Annotated in this window: 11 protein-coding genes and 3 pseudogenes; 11 read left to right on the top strand and 3 right to left on the bottom strand. The window is 72.9% G+C overall.

Going from position 1 to position 14,068, the window contains the following annotated elements; translation table 11 throughout:
* Positions 1-48: 48 nt before the first annotated feature.
* Both JIW86_RS07155 and JIW86_RS07160 read right to left on the bottom strand, forming a co-directional pair.
* Positions 49-2,274 carry a WD40 repeat domain-containing protein gene (locus tag JIW86_RS07155; RefSeq protein ID WP_257553006.1) on the bottom strand — a complete coding sequence of 742 codons (2,226 nt, stop codon included), beginning with the start codon at positions 2,272-2,274 and terminating at the stop codon, positions 49-51.
* A gap of 35 nt (positions 2,275-2,309) precedes the next feature.
* Positions 2,310-4,766, bottom strand: a complete 2,457-nt coding sequence (locus JIW86_RS07160; protein WP_257553007.1) for a tetratricopeptide repeat protein — start codon at positions 4,764-4,766, stop codon at positions 2,310-2,312.
* Between the two features lie 180 nt (positions 4,767-4,946).
* On the opposite strand from JIW86_RS07160, the gene JIW86_RS07165 reads away from it, so the two are divergent.
* From JIW86_RS07165 to JIW86_RS07195, 8 genes and pseudogenes are all read left to right on the top strand, one after another.
* Complete coding sequence (locus JIW86_RS07165) at positions 4,947-5,402, top strand: carboxymuconolactone decarboxylase family protein (RefSeq protein WP_215148957.1); 456 nt, start codon at positions 4,947-4,949, stop codon at positions 5,400-5,402.
* Between the two features lie 99 nt (positions 5,403-5,501).
* Positions 5,502-5,981 (top strand): iron chaperone, encoded by a 480-nt coding sequence (locus JIW86_RS07170; RefSeq protein ID WP_257553008.1) that lies wholly within the window; start codon positions 5,502-5,504, stop codon positions 5,979-5,981.
* 149 nt (positions 5,982-6,130) lie between these two features.
* Positions 6,131-6,997, top strand: coding sequence for a YihY/virulence factor BrkB family protein (locus JIW86_RS07175; RefSeq protein WP_257553009.1), 867 nt, complete (start codon positions 6,131-6,133; stop codon positions 6,995-6,997).
* Between the two features lie 106 nt (positions 6,998-7,103).
* Positions 7,104-7,379: a hypothetical protein gene (locus JIW86_RS07180; protein ID WP_257553010.1), complete on the top strand. Its 276-nt coding sequence runs from the start codon at positions 7,104-7,106 to the stop codon at positions 7,377-7,379.
* A gap of 995 nt (positions 7,380-8,374) precedes the next feature.
* Positions 8,375-9,055, top strand: a pseudogene (locus JIW86_RS42095) (hypothetical protein); the annotation flags it as partial.
* A gap of 92 nt (positions 9,056-9,147) precedes the next feature.
* A pseudogene (locus JIW86_RS42100) lies at positions 9,148-9,447 on the top strand (hypothetical protein); the annotation flags it as partial.
* Between the two features lie 15 nt (positions 9,448-9,462).
* Positions 9,463-9,789: a response regulator transcription factor gene (locus JIW86_RS07190; protein ID WP_257553012.1), complete on the top strand. Its 327-nt coding sequence runs from the start codon at positions 9,463-9,465 to the stop codon at positions 9,787-9,789.
* 83 nt (positions 9,790-9,872) lie between these two features.
* The gene (locus JIW86_RS07195) at positions 9,873-10,070 is read left to right on the top strand and encodes a hypothetical protein (RefSeq protein ID WP_215148963.1); all 198 of its coding nucleotides are present in this window, start codon (positions 9,873-9,875) and stop codon (positions 10,068-10,070) included.
* An 11-nt stretch (positions 10,071-10,081) separates the two neighbouring features.
* Here the strand turns inward: JIW86_RS07195 and JIW86_RS07200 are convergent, their stop codons facing one another.
* A complete protein-coding gene (locus JIW86_RS07200; protein ID WP_257553013.1) occupies positions 10,082-11,413 on the bottom strand; it encodes a hypothetical protein in 1,332 nt (443 codons plus the stop codon).
* A 217-nt stretch (positions 11,414-11,630) separates the two neighbouring features.
* Here JIW86_RS07200 and JIW86_RS07205 point away from each other — a divergent pair, with 217 nt between their 5' ends.
* The 3 genes and pseudogenes from JIW86_RS07205 (at position 11,631) to lysA (ending at position 14,037) form a co-directional block, all read left to right on the top strand.
* Complete coding sequence (locus JIW86_RS07205; RefSeq protein WP_257553014.1) at positions 11,631-12,086, top strand: hypothetical protein; 456 nt, start codon at positions 11,631-11,633, stop codon at positions 12,084-12,086.
* Between the two features lie 268 nt (positions 12,087-12,354).
* Positions 12,355-12,690, top strand: a complete 336-nt coding sequence (locus JIW86_RS07210) for an SAV_915 family protein (RefSeq protein WP_257553015.1) — start codon at positions 12,355-12,357, stop codon at positions 12,688-12,690.
* Positions 12,691-12,703: 13 nt separating this feature from the next.
* Positions 12,704-14,037 (top strand): annotated as a pseudogene (lysA, locus tag JIW86_RS07215) (diaminopimelate decarboxylase).
* The last annotated feature ends 31 nt before the right edge of the window (positions 14,038-14,068 follow it).

Here is a 14,068-nt window from a genome sequence, read left to right on the forward strand (position 1 = left end):
GGCCGACGCCGTCGGGAACCCGTGAACCGCCTCCCGGTGCGGGGCGGTTCACGGGTTCCCGACGGGGAGCGGCGCCGGGCTGAGCACCGCGAGGTCCGGGCCGTAGGCGACCACGAGCCGCCCGTCCGGGGCCGTGGTGAGCGCACCCACGGGGAGCGGGAGCAGGTGGTCGTCGGCGGCCTCGCGCCCCGTGGCCAGGTCCCAGAAGCGCACGGACTGTTCGTGGCCGATGGCCACGACCGGCCGGCCGTCCTTGACGGTGACGGCAAGGGTTGCGTGTGAGTCCTTGTGACCGGTCTGCGCTCCGCCGATCTGCTGCAGGGTGGCGAGGTCCCACAGCCGTACGGTCCGGTCCCGGCTCTTGCTGATCGCGGCGACCCGCCCGTCCAGCACCACGGTCGCCACGGCCGTCACCCAGTCGCTGTGGCCGGTGAGGGGTTGGCCGATCTGCCGGCCCGTGCCGAGGTCCCAGAGCCGTACGGTCTTGTCCCAGCTTCCCGTGACGGCGACGGGGCGTCCCTCCAGCACGGCCGTCGCGAGGGCGGTGACCCGGCTGGAGTGGCCCGCGAGGGGCTCGCCGACCCGCTGACGGGTGGTGAGGTCCCAGACGGCCAGGGTGCGGTCGCTGCCGGCCGTGACGGCGACGGGGCGGCCGTCCAGGGTCGCGGTGGCCATGGCCAGCACCCGGTCGTGGTGGGTGAGGAAGCGGCCGTCGAGGTCTCCCGCGGCGGCCGGATCCAGGATCTGCACTGCGGCGCCCGGACCGGCGGTGACGATGACGACCCGCCCGTCCACCACCGCCGTGGCGAGGGCGGCGGGCTCACCTTCCGGGCCGGTCACGGGGGCAGTGGCCGGCCGGCCGGTGGCCAGGTCCCAGGTGCGCAGGGTGTGGTCGGCGCCTGCCGTGACGGCAACGGGACGCCCGTCGAGAACGGCCGTCGCGATCGCCAGGACCGGTCCGCTGTGCCCTTGTCCTTGCCCCGCGTCGCCGTGCCCCGTCGTGTGCGAGTCGCCGAGGTCCCAGACGCGAAGTGTGTGGTCGGCGCCCGCGGTCACGGCGACCGGCCGCCCGTCCAGGACCGTCGTCGCCACGTCCCAGACCCGGCCGGTGTGGCCGGTGTGACCGGTCAGCAGTTGGCCGTTCCTGCGGTCGGAGAGCAGGTGCCACAGCGGTGTCTGCCGAGGCGTGCCGGTGGACTGGGAAGGCAGCTGTCCGGTCGCGCCGATGCTTCGGATCACCCGCGTGCCGTCCGTGTGGTGGCCGTCGGCCGTCAGGTCCCAGATGCGCAGGGACCCGTCCGCCGCGGTGGCGAGGGCTACCGTCCGCCCTCCCGACACCGTGGTCTCCCGGGCCCGTACGTAGGCGCCGCGTTGACGGACACCGCTCAGGGCGCCGATGAACTCGGGGTCCTCGTCGTCGAGCCCGAGGGCGACCGCTCTCCCCTGCACCACGGTCAGGGCGGACACACCGGGCACCTCCGCGGCGCGGGACAGGTCCGGGGAGGCCGGGGAGGTCTCCGCCGGGTGGCCGGTGGTCAGGTCCCACGCGCCCGGCTCCGCGCCATCAGCCCGGGCGGTGAGGGCGAGCATGCGCCCGTCGAGGTCGACGGTCCTCACCACCCGCAGGGACTCCCCCACTTGGCGGCCGCGGGCCAGGTCCCACAGCTCCACGGTCCGGTTCACGTCCGTGCGGTCGAGGGTGACGACGACACGGCGCCCGTCGTCCAGCGTCGCGACGTCGATCGCCGACGGGAACGCGTTGACCTGCCTGCCGCTGAGCGGGTCCCAGACGCGCAGCGTCCCTTCCGCCCCCAGGGTGAGGACGCCGCGGCGCCCGTCCAGGACGGTGTCCTCCACCACCCTGACGAATTCCCCGGCCTCACGGCCGGTGGCCAGGTCCCACACGAGGACCGCCTCGTCGGCGTGCAGCGTGAGCGCGACGGCCTTCCCGTCGGCCACCGCCGTGGCCACGGACAGCACTTCGGCCGTCACCGACGACACCGGATCGGTGTGGCCGGTGACGGGGTCATGGAGCTGTACGCCCGTCGCCACGTCCCATATCCGCACGGTGTTGTCCCGGCTGCCGGAGACGGCGACCGGCCTTCCGCCGACGATCGCGGTGCCGACCGCCGTCACCGGACCGTCATGGCCGGTGAAGGTGCCCAGCAGCCGACGCTCCGGCAGGGAAGACCCGTTCGCCCAGTCCGCCGTCCACGCGGCGGTGGGCTCTCCCGGCAGATCCGCGACGTGCTCACTCTCGGAGTTCTCAGACATGCCCAGAGGCTAGGCGCCGCCTCTGACATTCGGGGTCAGCGGGCCCCGGGGCTGAGCTCCTGCAGGACGGCCTGTCCCGCCGCACGGTGTTCGGCGGCCGCGGCCCGGTCCGTGCCGTCGAGCACGATCGCGATCCCCTCGTGGGCCAGTGCTTCCTCGTGCCGGTATCCCAGCCTCGGGGCCAGCTCCAGCGCCTGCCGGTACAGCCGCAGGGCCTCCTCGGGGAGGGCCGCGAGCCGGCAGGTCTCGGCGTAGCCGTTGAGGAAACGGATCTTCCAGTGTTCCTCGAACAGTTCGTCCAACAGCGCGAAGGCCTCCCGGTGACTGGCCAGTGCCTCCTCGTACCGGCCCATCCGCCGCAGGGCGACGCCCAGGCAGTTGAGGGCCCACGCCTCGTTGTTCATGTGCCCGTCCTCGCGGGCCAGTGCCAGCGCCAGGTGCAGGTGCTCCGCCGCCTCTTCGGGCGCCTCGCCGGCGATGGCCACGCCGAGGGTGATCCGTGCCGTCAGCGTCGGCGGCCATGCCGGGTCCGCGTGCGGAATGCCCAGCACCTCCCGGGCCCGCCGCGCCGCCTGCTCACGGTCTCCCAGTTGCAGCATCGCCCAGGCCTCGGAGGCGGCCGCGTGGGCCGCGCCCGCCGGGAGACCGGCTTGCTCGTACAACATCCCTGCCAGCCCGAAGAGTTCGAGCGGCTCCTCGACACTCCCCTGCTCCCACCTCAGATAGCCGCGGCGCATGGCCAGTTCGGCCTCCGAGCGCACGTCCCCCGCCCGGGACACCTCGACCCCGGCCGCCTCGTACGCGGCTCCGGCCTCCGCCATCCGGCCCGCGTTGTAACGGGCGAAGCCCAGGTCGCTGTACGCCTCGGCCAGTTGCAGCGGATCGCCCAGGCGCTCGGCGGCGGCGAGCGACCGCTCGAAGAGGTGGTTGAGGTGCGTCGTACCGCAGCGCCGCGCGAAGTACGCCCGCAGGAAGCGCGGCAGCTCGCACACGTGCACATCGGCCCCGACGGCGACCGCCGTCTCGAAGGCGGCGATCATCGCTTCGTACTCCGCGACGAGCCAGGCCAAGGCCGTGTTCTTGTCCGTGAACCGCGGCAGCGCGGCCGGGGGACGGCCCGCGGAGGGCGACCGGCCGGGCGACAGGACCTGCATCGCGGCGTCCGCCGCGGCCGCCGCGTGCACGTAGTAGTCGAGGAAGCGGCCCAGCGCCCGCTCCCGCTCGGCCTGCGAGTCCTGCTCCGCACAGGCCGCGCGCGCGTGCTGGTGCACCAGGTCGTGCAGCCGGTAGCGGCCGGCCGTCGGCTGCTGGACCAGGTGCGCGTCGACCAGGTCCTCCAGCATCTCCCGGGCACCGTGCAGGGGCACGTCCGCCAGCGACGCCGCCAGGTACTCGTCGAAGGAGCCCCCGGGCAGCAGCCCCAGCATCCGGAACAGCCGGGCGTGCGCCCGGTCCAGCTGCTTCACGGACATGGCGAACGCCGTGTCGAACTCGCTCGCGCCCTGCGCCAGCCGCTCTACGAGGATGCCCACGGTCCAGCCCGGCCGGTGCCGCAGCCGGGCCGCGGCCAGCCGCAGGGCCAGCGGCAGATGGCCGCACAGCCGCAGCACCTCGGCGGCGGACTCCGGTTCGCGGGCCAGCCGCCCTTCGGGGCCGCTGGGGTCGCCGCTGGCACGGGCCAGCAGCTCCGCGCTCTCCCGGGGGCTCAGCACGTCCAGCGACACCGGGGGCACCTCGTCCAGGCCCAGCAGCCGCTTGCGGCTCGTGATCACGACGACGGAGGGGCCTGCGCCGGGCAGCAGCGGGCGGACCTGGTCGGCGTCGGCGGCGTTGTCGAGGACCACGACGGCCCGCCGGCGGGCCAGTTCCGACCGCCAGCAGGCGGCCAGCTGTTCGATGCCCTCCTGCGGGACCCTCTCGGACGGGACGTCGAGGGCCGAGAGCAGCATGCGCAGCGCGGAGTCGGGATCGAGCGGTTCGCGGCCCTCGGTGAAGCCGTGCAGGTCCACATAGAGCTGGGCGTCCGGGTAGGGGGCGGCGAGCCGGTGCGCGGCGTGCACCGCCAGGCAGGTCTTGCCGACGCCTGCCATGCCGTCGAGGGCGACCACCTGGTGGCTTTCCAGCGCGGCGAGCACGGCGGCGAGTTGGGAATCTCGTCCGGTGAAGTCGGGTACGTCGCGCGGCAGATCGTTGCGGGGCCTCGGCTGGACCTGGCGGCTGGACTTCGGGGGCGCCGGCAGCGGGTTCGAGGACCGTTCCCACAGGGGGCGCAGGGGGCGGGGGTCGCGCTTGACGAGGCGGCAGAGGGCGATCACCGCGGGCCAGGGCGGCACGGTTTGGCCGCTGAGGTAACGCGACAGCGAGGAGGAGCTGAGTCCGGTGTCCCTCGCGAGGGCCCGGACGCCGAGCCCGGACAGCTCCTGGATCAGGCGCAGCCGGGCGGCCAGCTCGTCCTGCGGCCCGGTGTTCGCCGTCCGCTGTTCCACATCCATGGTTCCCCCGCTTCGCTGTCCCGCCCCGGCCGAAGTATTGCGGGCCAAGTCTGCGCAGATCAAGGCCATTTGAACTGTCCCAGGGCGTCCCATCGCCGTCGTCACGGCACGCCGGAGCGGCTGTCATGGAGTCACACCCCGAGGGAACGGGGCACCAACCGGTAAGAGGAGCGAATCACCATGCAGTCTCGTATGCAGAACCCCGCCGTCGTACTGTCCGGCGCGATGCAGCCCATCCAGGAGATCTTCAAGGCCGTGCACTCCGGTGGGGTGGACGGGCAGACGCTGGAGCTGGTGCATCTGCGGGTCAGCCAGATCAACGGCTGCAGCGCCTGCGTCGACGGCGGCGCCAAGTCGGCCCGCAAGGCGGGAGTGAGCGACGAGCGGCTGGCCACGGTCGCCGCCTGGCGGGAGGCCCCGTACTTCACCGAAGAGGAGCGGGCGGCCCTCACGCTGGCCGAGGCCGCGACGCGGCTGGCCGACCGTCCCGACCCGGTGAGCGACGAGGTCTGGGACACGGCCGCCACCTACTTCGACGAGAAGCAGCTGGCCGCGATCGTCCTGATGATCGGCGTCACCAACATGTTCAACCGGCTCAACGCCACGACCCGCCAGATCGCCGGCGCCTGGGGATGACGGGCCCCGGCCGGGGCCGGCGGGCAAACCCGCCGGCCCCGGCGGCCCGAAGGCATGACGATGACGTCCATCAAGCCCTGTACCAGGAGGAAACCCGCAATGAACGACACGCAGAAGCCCGCCGAGAACACCACCGCGACCGACAGCTCCTCGAAGAGATTCACGGACGAGGAGCGCGGCGCGATGAAGGAGCGGGCCCAGGAGCTGAGGGCGTCCGCGCGCCGCGGATCGCGCGCCGACAAGGCACGGGAGGAGGAAGCCGCCGTGCTCGCGAAGATCGCCGAGATGTCGGACTCGGACCGGGTCATGGCCGAACGGTTCCACGCGGTCGTCAAGGCGAGCGCGCCGGAACTCGCACCGAAGCTCTGGTACGGGATGCCCTCGTACGCCAGGGACGGCAAGGTCGTCTGCTTCTTCCAGAGCGCGCAGAAGTTCAACACGAGGTACGCGACGCTCGGTTTCAGCGACAAGGCGAACCTCGACGAAGGCGCCATGTGGCCGACCTCGTACGCCCTGAAGGAGCTGACCGCCACCGACGAGGCGAGGATCGGCGCCCTCGTGAAGCAAGCGGCGAACTGAGGCCCGGGGCAGGTCCGCGCACCGGAAGCGATCCGGCGTCCACCTTCCTCAGGAGACGCCGGACATGCCGGAGATTCCCCTCTCCCCCATTCTTCTCATGGAGAGGCCGCCACAGCCGACGGGCGCCGTTCCCGGAAGGAGGCGTCACCGTGCCCGGACCCCGTGCCTGGCCGCGTCGCTTCACCATGCCGGGCTGGATGCGCAAGTACACGCCGTTCCTGGGCCGGATCCTCGAGCAGCTCACAAGCATCTACGTACTGGACTGCGCCACTCGGCTGGCGGCGCAGGCGTTCCTCGGTGCGATCCCCGCCATTTTCGTCATCGCGGCCGTCTCCCCCGACTGGATGCGCGAGCAGCTGATCTCGACGATCAGCTCGACCCTGGGCCTGACGGGCCCCGCGCTGGACCAGGTGCGCGCCGTGTACGCGGCCGGTGACGCCGCGGCCGTCGCGAGCACCGGAGCCGTGGGCATCCTGGTGACCTTGCTGTCCGCCACCGCCTGCAGCCGCGCCCTGCAGACGACCTGCGAACGGTCCTGGCACCTCCCGAAAGCCGCCGCCCGGCTCGCCGCCTGGCGCTGGCTCGCCTGGATCGGCGTGTGGCTGGCCGCCCTGATCTTCCAGGGACCGGTCCAGAACGCGTTCGGCACCGGCCGGGCGCTCGGCGCGGTCCTCGCACTGGTCAGCGGCACCTTGCTGTGGTGGTGGACCCAGCACCTGCTGCTCGGCGCCAGGGTCCCGTGGCTGCCGCTGCTGCCCGGCGCGATCCTGGTCGCGGTCGGGGAACAGGTGGTCACCTGGGGATCCAGGTTCTACATGCCCCGCGCGATAAACCGCAGCCTGGAGCAGTTCGGGGGCCTCGGGCTGGTCTTCGTCATGCTGTCGTGGCTGATCATGTTGTTCTTCGTCGTCACGGTGGGCATCGCCGTGGGATACGTAGTGGCCCATGAACCCCTGCCGGCACGCCACCTGGGCACTCCCGCCGACGCCCCGGAGGAGACGGCCACCCGGGGGTGAGTCAGACCCCGGCAGGGTGACACGACTGGTGATCACCACAGATCACGGCTTGAGTGGAGAGCGTGGGCCGATCACAGTGCGTACCCGGTGAACCTTCGGTGGCTTCATGCGGAACCCGAACCCCGTACCCGTAGGGCCCGAGGTCCCGGGACGTCCGGAGCTCCCGAGCCTGGCGCCGTCCGGTGACCCGATGCTCACGGTCAGATTCGCCGTTCCGGCCGTGCCGAAGCTCCTGGTGTCCCGGCCCGAGCTGCTGAAGCGCCTGACGGCGGGGATGGGGGGCCCGCTCACCCTCGTCAGCGGTCCGGCCGGCGCCGGCAAGACGGTGCTCGCCGCCCACTGGGCGGCCAAGGGACTCGCGCCGCGGCCCCCGTATGGCTGACCGTCGAGCCCGGTGATGCTCCGGGCGCCTTCTGGGCGTACGTCCTGGAAGCCCTCCACCGGGGCGGGGTGGTGCTGCCGGCCGAGGTGGGCAGGCCCACCCGCGCCGAAGGGGTGAGCCAGTCACTGCTGGTGCGGCTGGCGGAAGGGCTGTCCGGGCAGCCGGAGCCCGTGGTGCTGGTGCTCGACCGGTTCGACGCGGCCCGCGCACCCGCGATCACGGACGGACTGGACTTCGTGATCCGGAACGCCGCCGAGGGTCTGCGCACCGTGCTCACCAGCCGAACGGACGCGCTGCTTCCACTGCACCGCTACCGGGCGGCCGACGAGATCACCGAGATCCGCCAAGCAGACCTGCAGTTCAGCCGGGCGGACGCCGAAACGCTCCTCGGCAAGCACCGGCTGGAGATCTCGCCGGAGGGCATCCGGCTTCTCGTGGACAGAACCGAGGGATGGGCGGCGGGGGTGCGCCTGTGCGCCCTGGCGATGCAGCGCAGCACCGACCCCGAGGAGTTCTTGCGCCAGTTCGCCGCCGACCGCACCACGATCGCCGACTACCTGCTCAACGAGGTGCTCGACGCCCAGCCGCCGGCCACTCAGGATCTGCTGCTGCGCGCCTGCGTCACCGACCGGATCCACCCGGACCTCGCGGACGCGCTGACCGGCCGTGATGACGCCGCTCGGACACTCGCCGGGCTCGCCCACTCCAACACGTTCCTCGAACAGGTCGACGCAACGGCCTGGTACCGGCTGCACCCGCTGTTCGCCGAAGTCCTGCGCGCGCACCTGCGGCAACGCTGCCCCGGCCTCGAGCCCCGGTTGCACGGGCGGGCCGCGCGCTGGCTCGCCCGGGCCGGGCAGCTGACGGAGGCCGTGACGCAGGCCGCCGCCGCCGGTGACTGGGAGTTCGCGGCGGGACAGCTGATCGACAACGTGGCGATCGGCCGGCTCTTCACGGGCCTGGAAACGGACCAGCTGGGCGGTGCGTTCGCCGACATGCCGGCCGACGCGAAGGGCGCCGCACCGGCCCTGGTCGGCGCGGCCCGCAGACTGGCCGATCAGGACCTGCCCGGATGTGAGGCCGGGCTGCGGCGGGCGGACCTGTACCTGACCGACGCCTCGGGTCCGCAGGCGAGGCTCTGCCGCGCCTTCCTCGGGGTCCTCGCGGGGCGGCTGGCGGGCGACCTGGCGGCCACCGAGCGTGCGGCGGCCGACGCCGACGATCTGCTCGAGCGCATCCCGCCGCGTCTGCTCGCCGGGCACCCCGAGATCCGGGCCCTGATCCTGGCGGCCCTCGGCTCGGTCGAGCTCGGCGCCGGACGCCTCGACCGCGCCGAGTCCGCGCTGACGGCGGCGGTCGAGGCCTCCGGCGGGCAGGGGACGGAGGCCTCGCTCTGTGACGCGCTGGGATCACTGGCCCTGGTCGAGCTGCTGGGCGGCCGGCTGCGGCAGGCGACCGAGCACGCCCGCGCCTCGCTCGCCGTCGCCGAGCGGTCCGCACTTCCCCCGGAGCGCCGGGCACGTGTCGGCCACCTCGTCCTGGCGGGCGTCTCGGTCGAGCACGACGACCTGCCGGCCGCCCGCTCCCATCTCGACCTGGCGACCTTGGCGGCGGGTCCCCGTCCGGAGCCCGTGGCCGTGGTCGAGACCGCCGTCATCGGCGCGCGGCTGGCCGCGGCCGAGGGCGACGGGGAGGGGCGCTCGCCGCCGTCCACGCGCTCGGGCCGGCCGCGTTCCCGTCCCGGCTGTCCGCGTGGGCGCTCGACGAGCTGGCCGTCGCCGAGGCGTCCGCGTACCTCGCGCGCGCAGACGCCGCCGCGGCCCTGGTCGTCCTGGACGCGGTGGCCTCGGAGCGGCCGGAGCATGCGCTGGCCCGGGCCCGCGCCCTGCTGGCGGCGGGACGCGGGGACGACGCGGTCGAGTCGCTGGCCGGGCTGTCGGACGAAGCGGGCGTTCCGAGGCCCGTGCGGGCGCAGGCGTGCCTGCTCCGGGCGCAGATCGCCGCGTCGGACGGCGCCTCCGAGGAGACGCGGCGCCGGCTCGGTCAGGCGCTGGCGCTGGCCCGGCCTGAGGAGCTGCGCCGGATGTTCGCCGAGAGCGGCCCCTGGGTAGGCCGGATCCTGCACCAGGACCCGCAGCTGGCCCGGCTGCACAGCTGGCTGCCCTCCCTCGCCCCGGGGCGTGCCGGCTCTGCGGCCGGCGAGCGGCCGGCCGTGGTGGAGGCGCTGAGTGAGCGGGAGACCGAGGTGCTGCGCAAGGCCGCACAGCTGCTGTCCACGGAGGAGATCGCCGCCGAGCTGTACGTGTCGGCCAACACGGTCAAGACCCATCTGAAGAGCATCTACCGCAAGCTCTCCGCCACCCGGCGCAGCGAGGCCGTCCACCGGGCCCAGGACCTCGGGATCCTGTGACTCCCCCGAACCAGGCGATGCCGAGAAGGTGGTCGGGGACCGACCATGGAAGGTGAGGTCGGACGAGAGAGGTGAGTGCTCTCATGCGCTACGAATTCCGCATAGCGGGCATCGTGCCGGACGCACTCGCCGCGAGCTTCCCCGAGCTCGACCGGATGCCCCTGCGGGAGCAGACCCTCTTCCTGGGCACCGTGGCGGACGAGGCCCACCTGTACGGGCTCCTCACCCGCTTCCAGTCCCTGGGCATGCGCGTGGTCGAGATGCGTCAGCAGCCTGCCTGACGGGGCGGCGGCTACGACTTTCCGGCACGCTCGGTGGGTTCGCTGTTGCGGCCGCCGGCCGCGAGGAGCGCGAGTACGGCGAGCACGGCGAGGAGGATGAGCACCATCAGCAGCACCGTCAGCACCGTCGGGTGGTTCCACAGCGCGAACACCAGCGCGATCACCAGCAGGGCCGCGAGGGTGAGCCACCGCCGGTAGGCGTCCACCCAGGTACCGACCTTGCCGGTGTGCACCCCGTGACCACTGCCCCAGCGCGCGGCGGAGTCGGCCATGGTCTCGGCCTTCCCGCGCACGGAGACCGGCAGTCGGCCGGCTCCGGACAGGTAGGCGCCGATCGCCACCACGATTCCCAGCACGATCGCGGTACGGATGCTGACGCGCAGGAAGCGGACGAGGGTGTCGAAGACGGCGGCGGCCGCGGCCGGGGACTGCACCTCCGCCGGCAGGTGATCGAGGTAGTAGCGGCGGGCGATCACGAGGCCGATGGCGAGGATCAGGCAGGCCGCGGCCGCGCAGAGGGTGGTGGTCACCAGTGCCCTGCGACGGCGCCGGGCGAGCAGCACCCCGATGGCCCCGAGAACCACGGTGAGCACGGGCAGCCAGTTGCCGACGACGTCGAGCAGGTGCACCGCGTTCCTGATCTTGGCCAGCTTGTCGGACTGGAAGAGCACCATCTGCTTGTTGACCTCGGGGATCTTCTCCGCCGGGGAGAGGCCGGCGGCCACCAGATCCTCCTTGACCCGCTCGACCGCGACGCCAACGTCAAGGGTGACGGTGCCGTCGCTGACCTCGACCGCGCCCCGGCCCTCACCGGTGAGCGCGCGCACGACGGCCGTGTGTGCGGCCCGGTTGGCCTCGGTCCACACCTTCTCGAACCGGTCGCTGTCGACGAAGCGCGTCGCCACCTTGGTGACGGCCTGGTCGACGGCCGAGTCGAGCTGCGGCCCCAGCGCCTTGACGGCCGTACTGGCGCGCGGCGGCAGTCCCTGGGACTCCAGCCACGCCGCGATGTCCGCCGCGACCCGGGGGCCGTCGACCCGGACATCGGCTGCCTCGGTGATGCGGTGGACGGTGGCGGCCTCGATCGCGGGGTCGGATGCGAGCGGGGACACCGTCGACACGTACCGGTCGGTGTCCAGCACGATGTCGTGCACCCACACGGTGAGCAGGGAGACCGGTACGAGAATGCAGGTGAGCGTGATCAGCACGGCCGAGACCGTGCTCATCGCGATCCGCTTGGCGCGGGAGCCCTCGTGCGCCTTGCCGGCCGGGGCCGACGGCGACGACGGGGCGGACGACGCGGACGGCTGGGGCGGCTCGGGCGGCTCGGGCGGCGTACTCATGGCACTCCCAGGGGACGACCGCGGCGAAGCTGCCGCTGCCGTCCATTGGACACGCACCGTAGCGACGTTCGCACGCCGGGTTGCTCCCTCCGGGCGGCGCCGTGGCCCAGTAGCGGTACGAAGATCACCCGCATCGGGTGATCACGGGAACCCGCTTCCTCGTGATGCTGGGAGGAAGGCACGGCCGGCCCGCAACGACAGCTGTGAGGTGACTTCCATGAGCCAGCAGACACCGACCGGAGGGAACTGGAACACCGGACCCGCTCCCGGCACGACACCACTGACCGAAGGTGGCGGCGACACGATCAGCGGCGGCGTGCTCTTCGCCGCCGTGATGCTGATCGTCTCGGGCTGCCTGGCCGTGTTCGAGGGCATCGCGGCCATAGCGAACGACGACGTCTACCTCAGGATCGGGAGCTACGTCTTCGAGTTCGACCTGACGGCGTGGGGCTGGATCCACCTCATCATCGGAATCATCGTCGTCCTCGCCGGGATAGGCATCTTCGCCGGCTCGGGCCTGGCCCGTGGAGCGGGCATCGGGCTGGCAGGCCTCAGCATCATTCTCAACTTCATGTGGCTGCCGTATCAGCCCTGGTGGGCGATCATCATCATCGCGATCGACGCGATCATCATCCTGGCCCTGTGCACCGGCTGGAAGAAGCAAACCGGCTGACGCCGGCGACAGACCCTGCTCGGCGCGCCGCCCGGCCCTGCCCGGCGACGCGCCGAGCAGGGCTGCGCGCTGCCGGGGGCGGACGCATCCCTGACGCTGCCCGACTCCGCGTCAGGGACCCGTATGAACTCGGCCGGTCGTCGTCAAGGACCCGTCATGGGGTGGCGGCAGGTGCGGGAACCCGGGGATAGCTTCGGTGTCGCGCCCCGGACTGCCTCCCCGCACCCGGGGCCTCAACCGCCACTCGTGGTTCCTCCGGGAGGGCCCCATGTGTTTGTTCCCGTACGAAGACGACCCCGATCCTGAAGAACGCGTCCCGGCCGGACCCCTCTGCGTGCCCGTCCGGCCGGGAACAGCGGAGGTGGTGCTCCGGATGTTCCGCACCCCTCTCGGCGACCGCACCGCAGTCGGATTCACCCGCCCCGACCTGCTGGCCGCGACGCTCGGCGCGGAGCAGCCCTGGATCCGGCTGTCCGAGTCCGCGCTCCGCGCGCTGGCTTCGCCGCTCGGCGTGCGCCTGGTGACGATCGACCCGGCCCTCTCCGCTCCCGCCGTCACCCCGGTGCCGGCGCGGACGACCGCCGTCACAGTCCGCGTTCTCTGAGGGGGAAGTCCCGATGACCATTGCCGTACTCTCCGACGTCGCCACCGGCGCGGAGGATCTGTCCATTTGGCCCGCCTCCACGGAGCGGCTCCCGCACGGCGGCCTGGCCGTCGGCGGGGTCTCCTCGCCGAGGTCGCCGAGCGGTTCGAGACCCCGGTCTACGTCCTGGACGAGGGTGAGGTGCGCGGGCGCTGCCGGACCTACCGGGAGGCCTTCCCCGGCGCCGACGTCCACTACGCCGCGAAGGCGTTCCTCTCCCGCGCGATGGTGCGCTGGGTGCAGGAGGAGGGACTGGGCCTGGACGTGTGTTCCGCCGGGGAGCTGGAGCTCGCCGTCACCGCCGGCTTCCCGCCCGAGCGGATCGTGCTGCACGGCAACGCGAAGTCGCCCCGCGACCTGGAGGCGGCGCTGCGGCTCGGCGTGGGGCGGATCGTCATCGACGGTCCGTCGGAGATCGCCCGGATCGCGGCCGCCGTCGGACCCGAGGGGCACCAGAAGGTCATGGTGCGGGTGGTGCCGGGCGTCTCGGCCGGGGGCCACGACAAGATCCGTACGGGCACGGAGGACCAGAAGTTCGGGCTGTCGCTCACCGACGGGGGCGCGCAGCACGCCGTCGCCCGGATCCTGGGCCAGCCGCAGCTCGAACTGACCGGCCTGCACTGCCACATCGGATCCCAGATCACCGACGTGAAGCCCCACCTGGTGGCCCTGCGCCGCATGGTCGGGCTGATGGCCCGCATCCGTGACACCCACGGAATCGTCCTGCCCGAACTGGACATGGGCGGCGGCCACGGCATCGCCTACCGGCCCGGCGAACCCGCCCTCGACCTCACCGCGCTCGCCCGACGGCTGCGCGCCGAGCTGGTCGAAGGGTGCGGTGCGGCCCGGCTGACCGTGCCCCGGCTCCTCATCGAACCCGGGCGGGCCGTCGTGGGGCCGGCGGGAGTCGCCCTCTACCGGGTACTCGCCGTCAAACACACCGGCGAGAGGGTGTTCGTCGCCGTCGACGGCGGCATGAGCGACAACCCGCGCCCCGCCCTGTACGGGGTGCGCTACGCGCCCCGCCTGATCGGCCGCCACTCGACGGCCGGCCCCCGTACGGCCACGGTCGTCGGCCGGCACTGCGAGGCCGGCGACATCCTCGCGGCCGACGTGGAACTGCCCGACGACATCCACCCCGGCGACCTGCTCGCCGTACCCGTGGCCGGTGCGTATCAGCTGTCCATGGCCTCCGGCTACAACCTCGTCGGCCGCCCCGCGGTCATCGCGGTCCACGAGGGCGCGGCCCGGGTCCTCGTACGGCGCGAGACGCTGGAGGACTTCCGCAACCGGGACATCGGCGCATAGAGCCTCGCGCCGACGCTGAAAGGGCCGGGTC

The sequence above is a fragment of the Streptomyces sp. NBC_00162 genome (assembly GCF_024611995.1).
Classification (GTDB): domain Bacteria; phylum Actinomycetota; class Actinomycetes; order Streptomycetales; family Streptomycetaceae; genus Streptomyces.

Bases quoted from the DNA above. Each gene is read 5' to 3' on its own strand.
- JIW86_RS07155 (WP_257553006.1), bottom strand. From the start codon at position 2,274: ATGTCTGAGAACTCCGAGAGTGAGCACGTCGCGGATCTGCCGGGAGAG.
- JIW86_RS07160 (WP_257553007.1), bottom strand. From the start codon at position 4,766: ATGGATGTGGAACAGCGGACGGCGAACACCGGGCCGCAGGACGAGCTG.
- JIW86_RS07165 (WP_215148957.1), top strand. From the start codon at position 4,947: ATGCAGTCTCGTATGCAGAACCCCGCCGTCGTACTGTCCGGCGCGATG.
- JIW86_RS07170 (WP_257553008.1), top strand. From the start codon at position 5,502: ATGAACGACACGCAGAAGCCCGCCGAGAACACCACCGCGACCGACAGC.
- JIW86_RS07180 (WP_257553010.1), top strand. From the start codon at position 7,104: ATGCGGAACCCGAACCCCGTACCCGTAGGGCCCGAGGTCCCGGGACGT.
- JIW86_RS07190 (WP_257553012.1), top strand. From the start codon at position 9,463: ATGTTCGCCGAGAGCGGCCCCTGGGTAGGCCGGATCCTGCACCAGGAC.
- JIW86_RS07195 (WP_215148963.1), top strand. From the start codon at position 9,873: ATGCGCTACGAATTCCGCATAGCGGGCATCGTGCCGGACGCACTCGCC.
- JIW86_RS07200 (WP_257553013.1), bottom strand. From the start codon at position 11,413: ATGAGTACGCCGCCCGAGCCGCCCGAGCCGCCCCAGCCGTCCGCGTCG.
- JIW86_RS07205 (WP_257553014.1), top strand. From the start codon at position 11,631: ATGAGCCAGCAGACACCGACCGGAGGGAACTGGAACACCGGACCCGCT.
- JIW86_RS07210 (WP_257553015.1), top strand. From the start codon at position 12,355: ATGTGTTTGTTCCCGTACGAAGACGACCCCGATCCTGAAGAACGCGTC.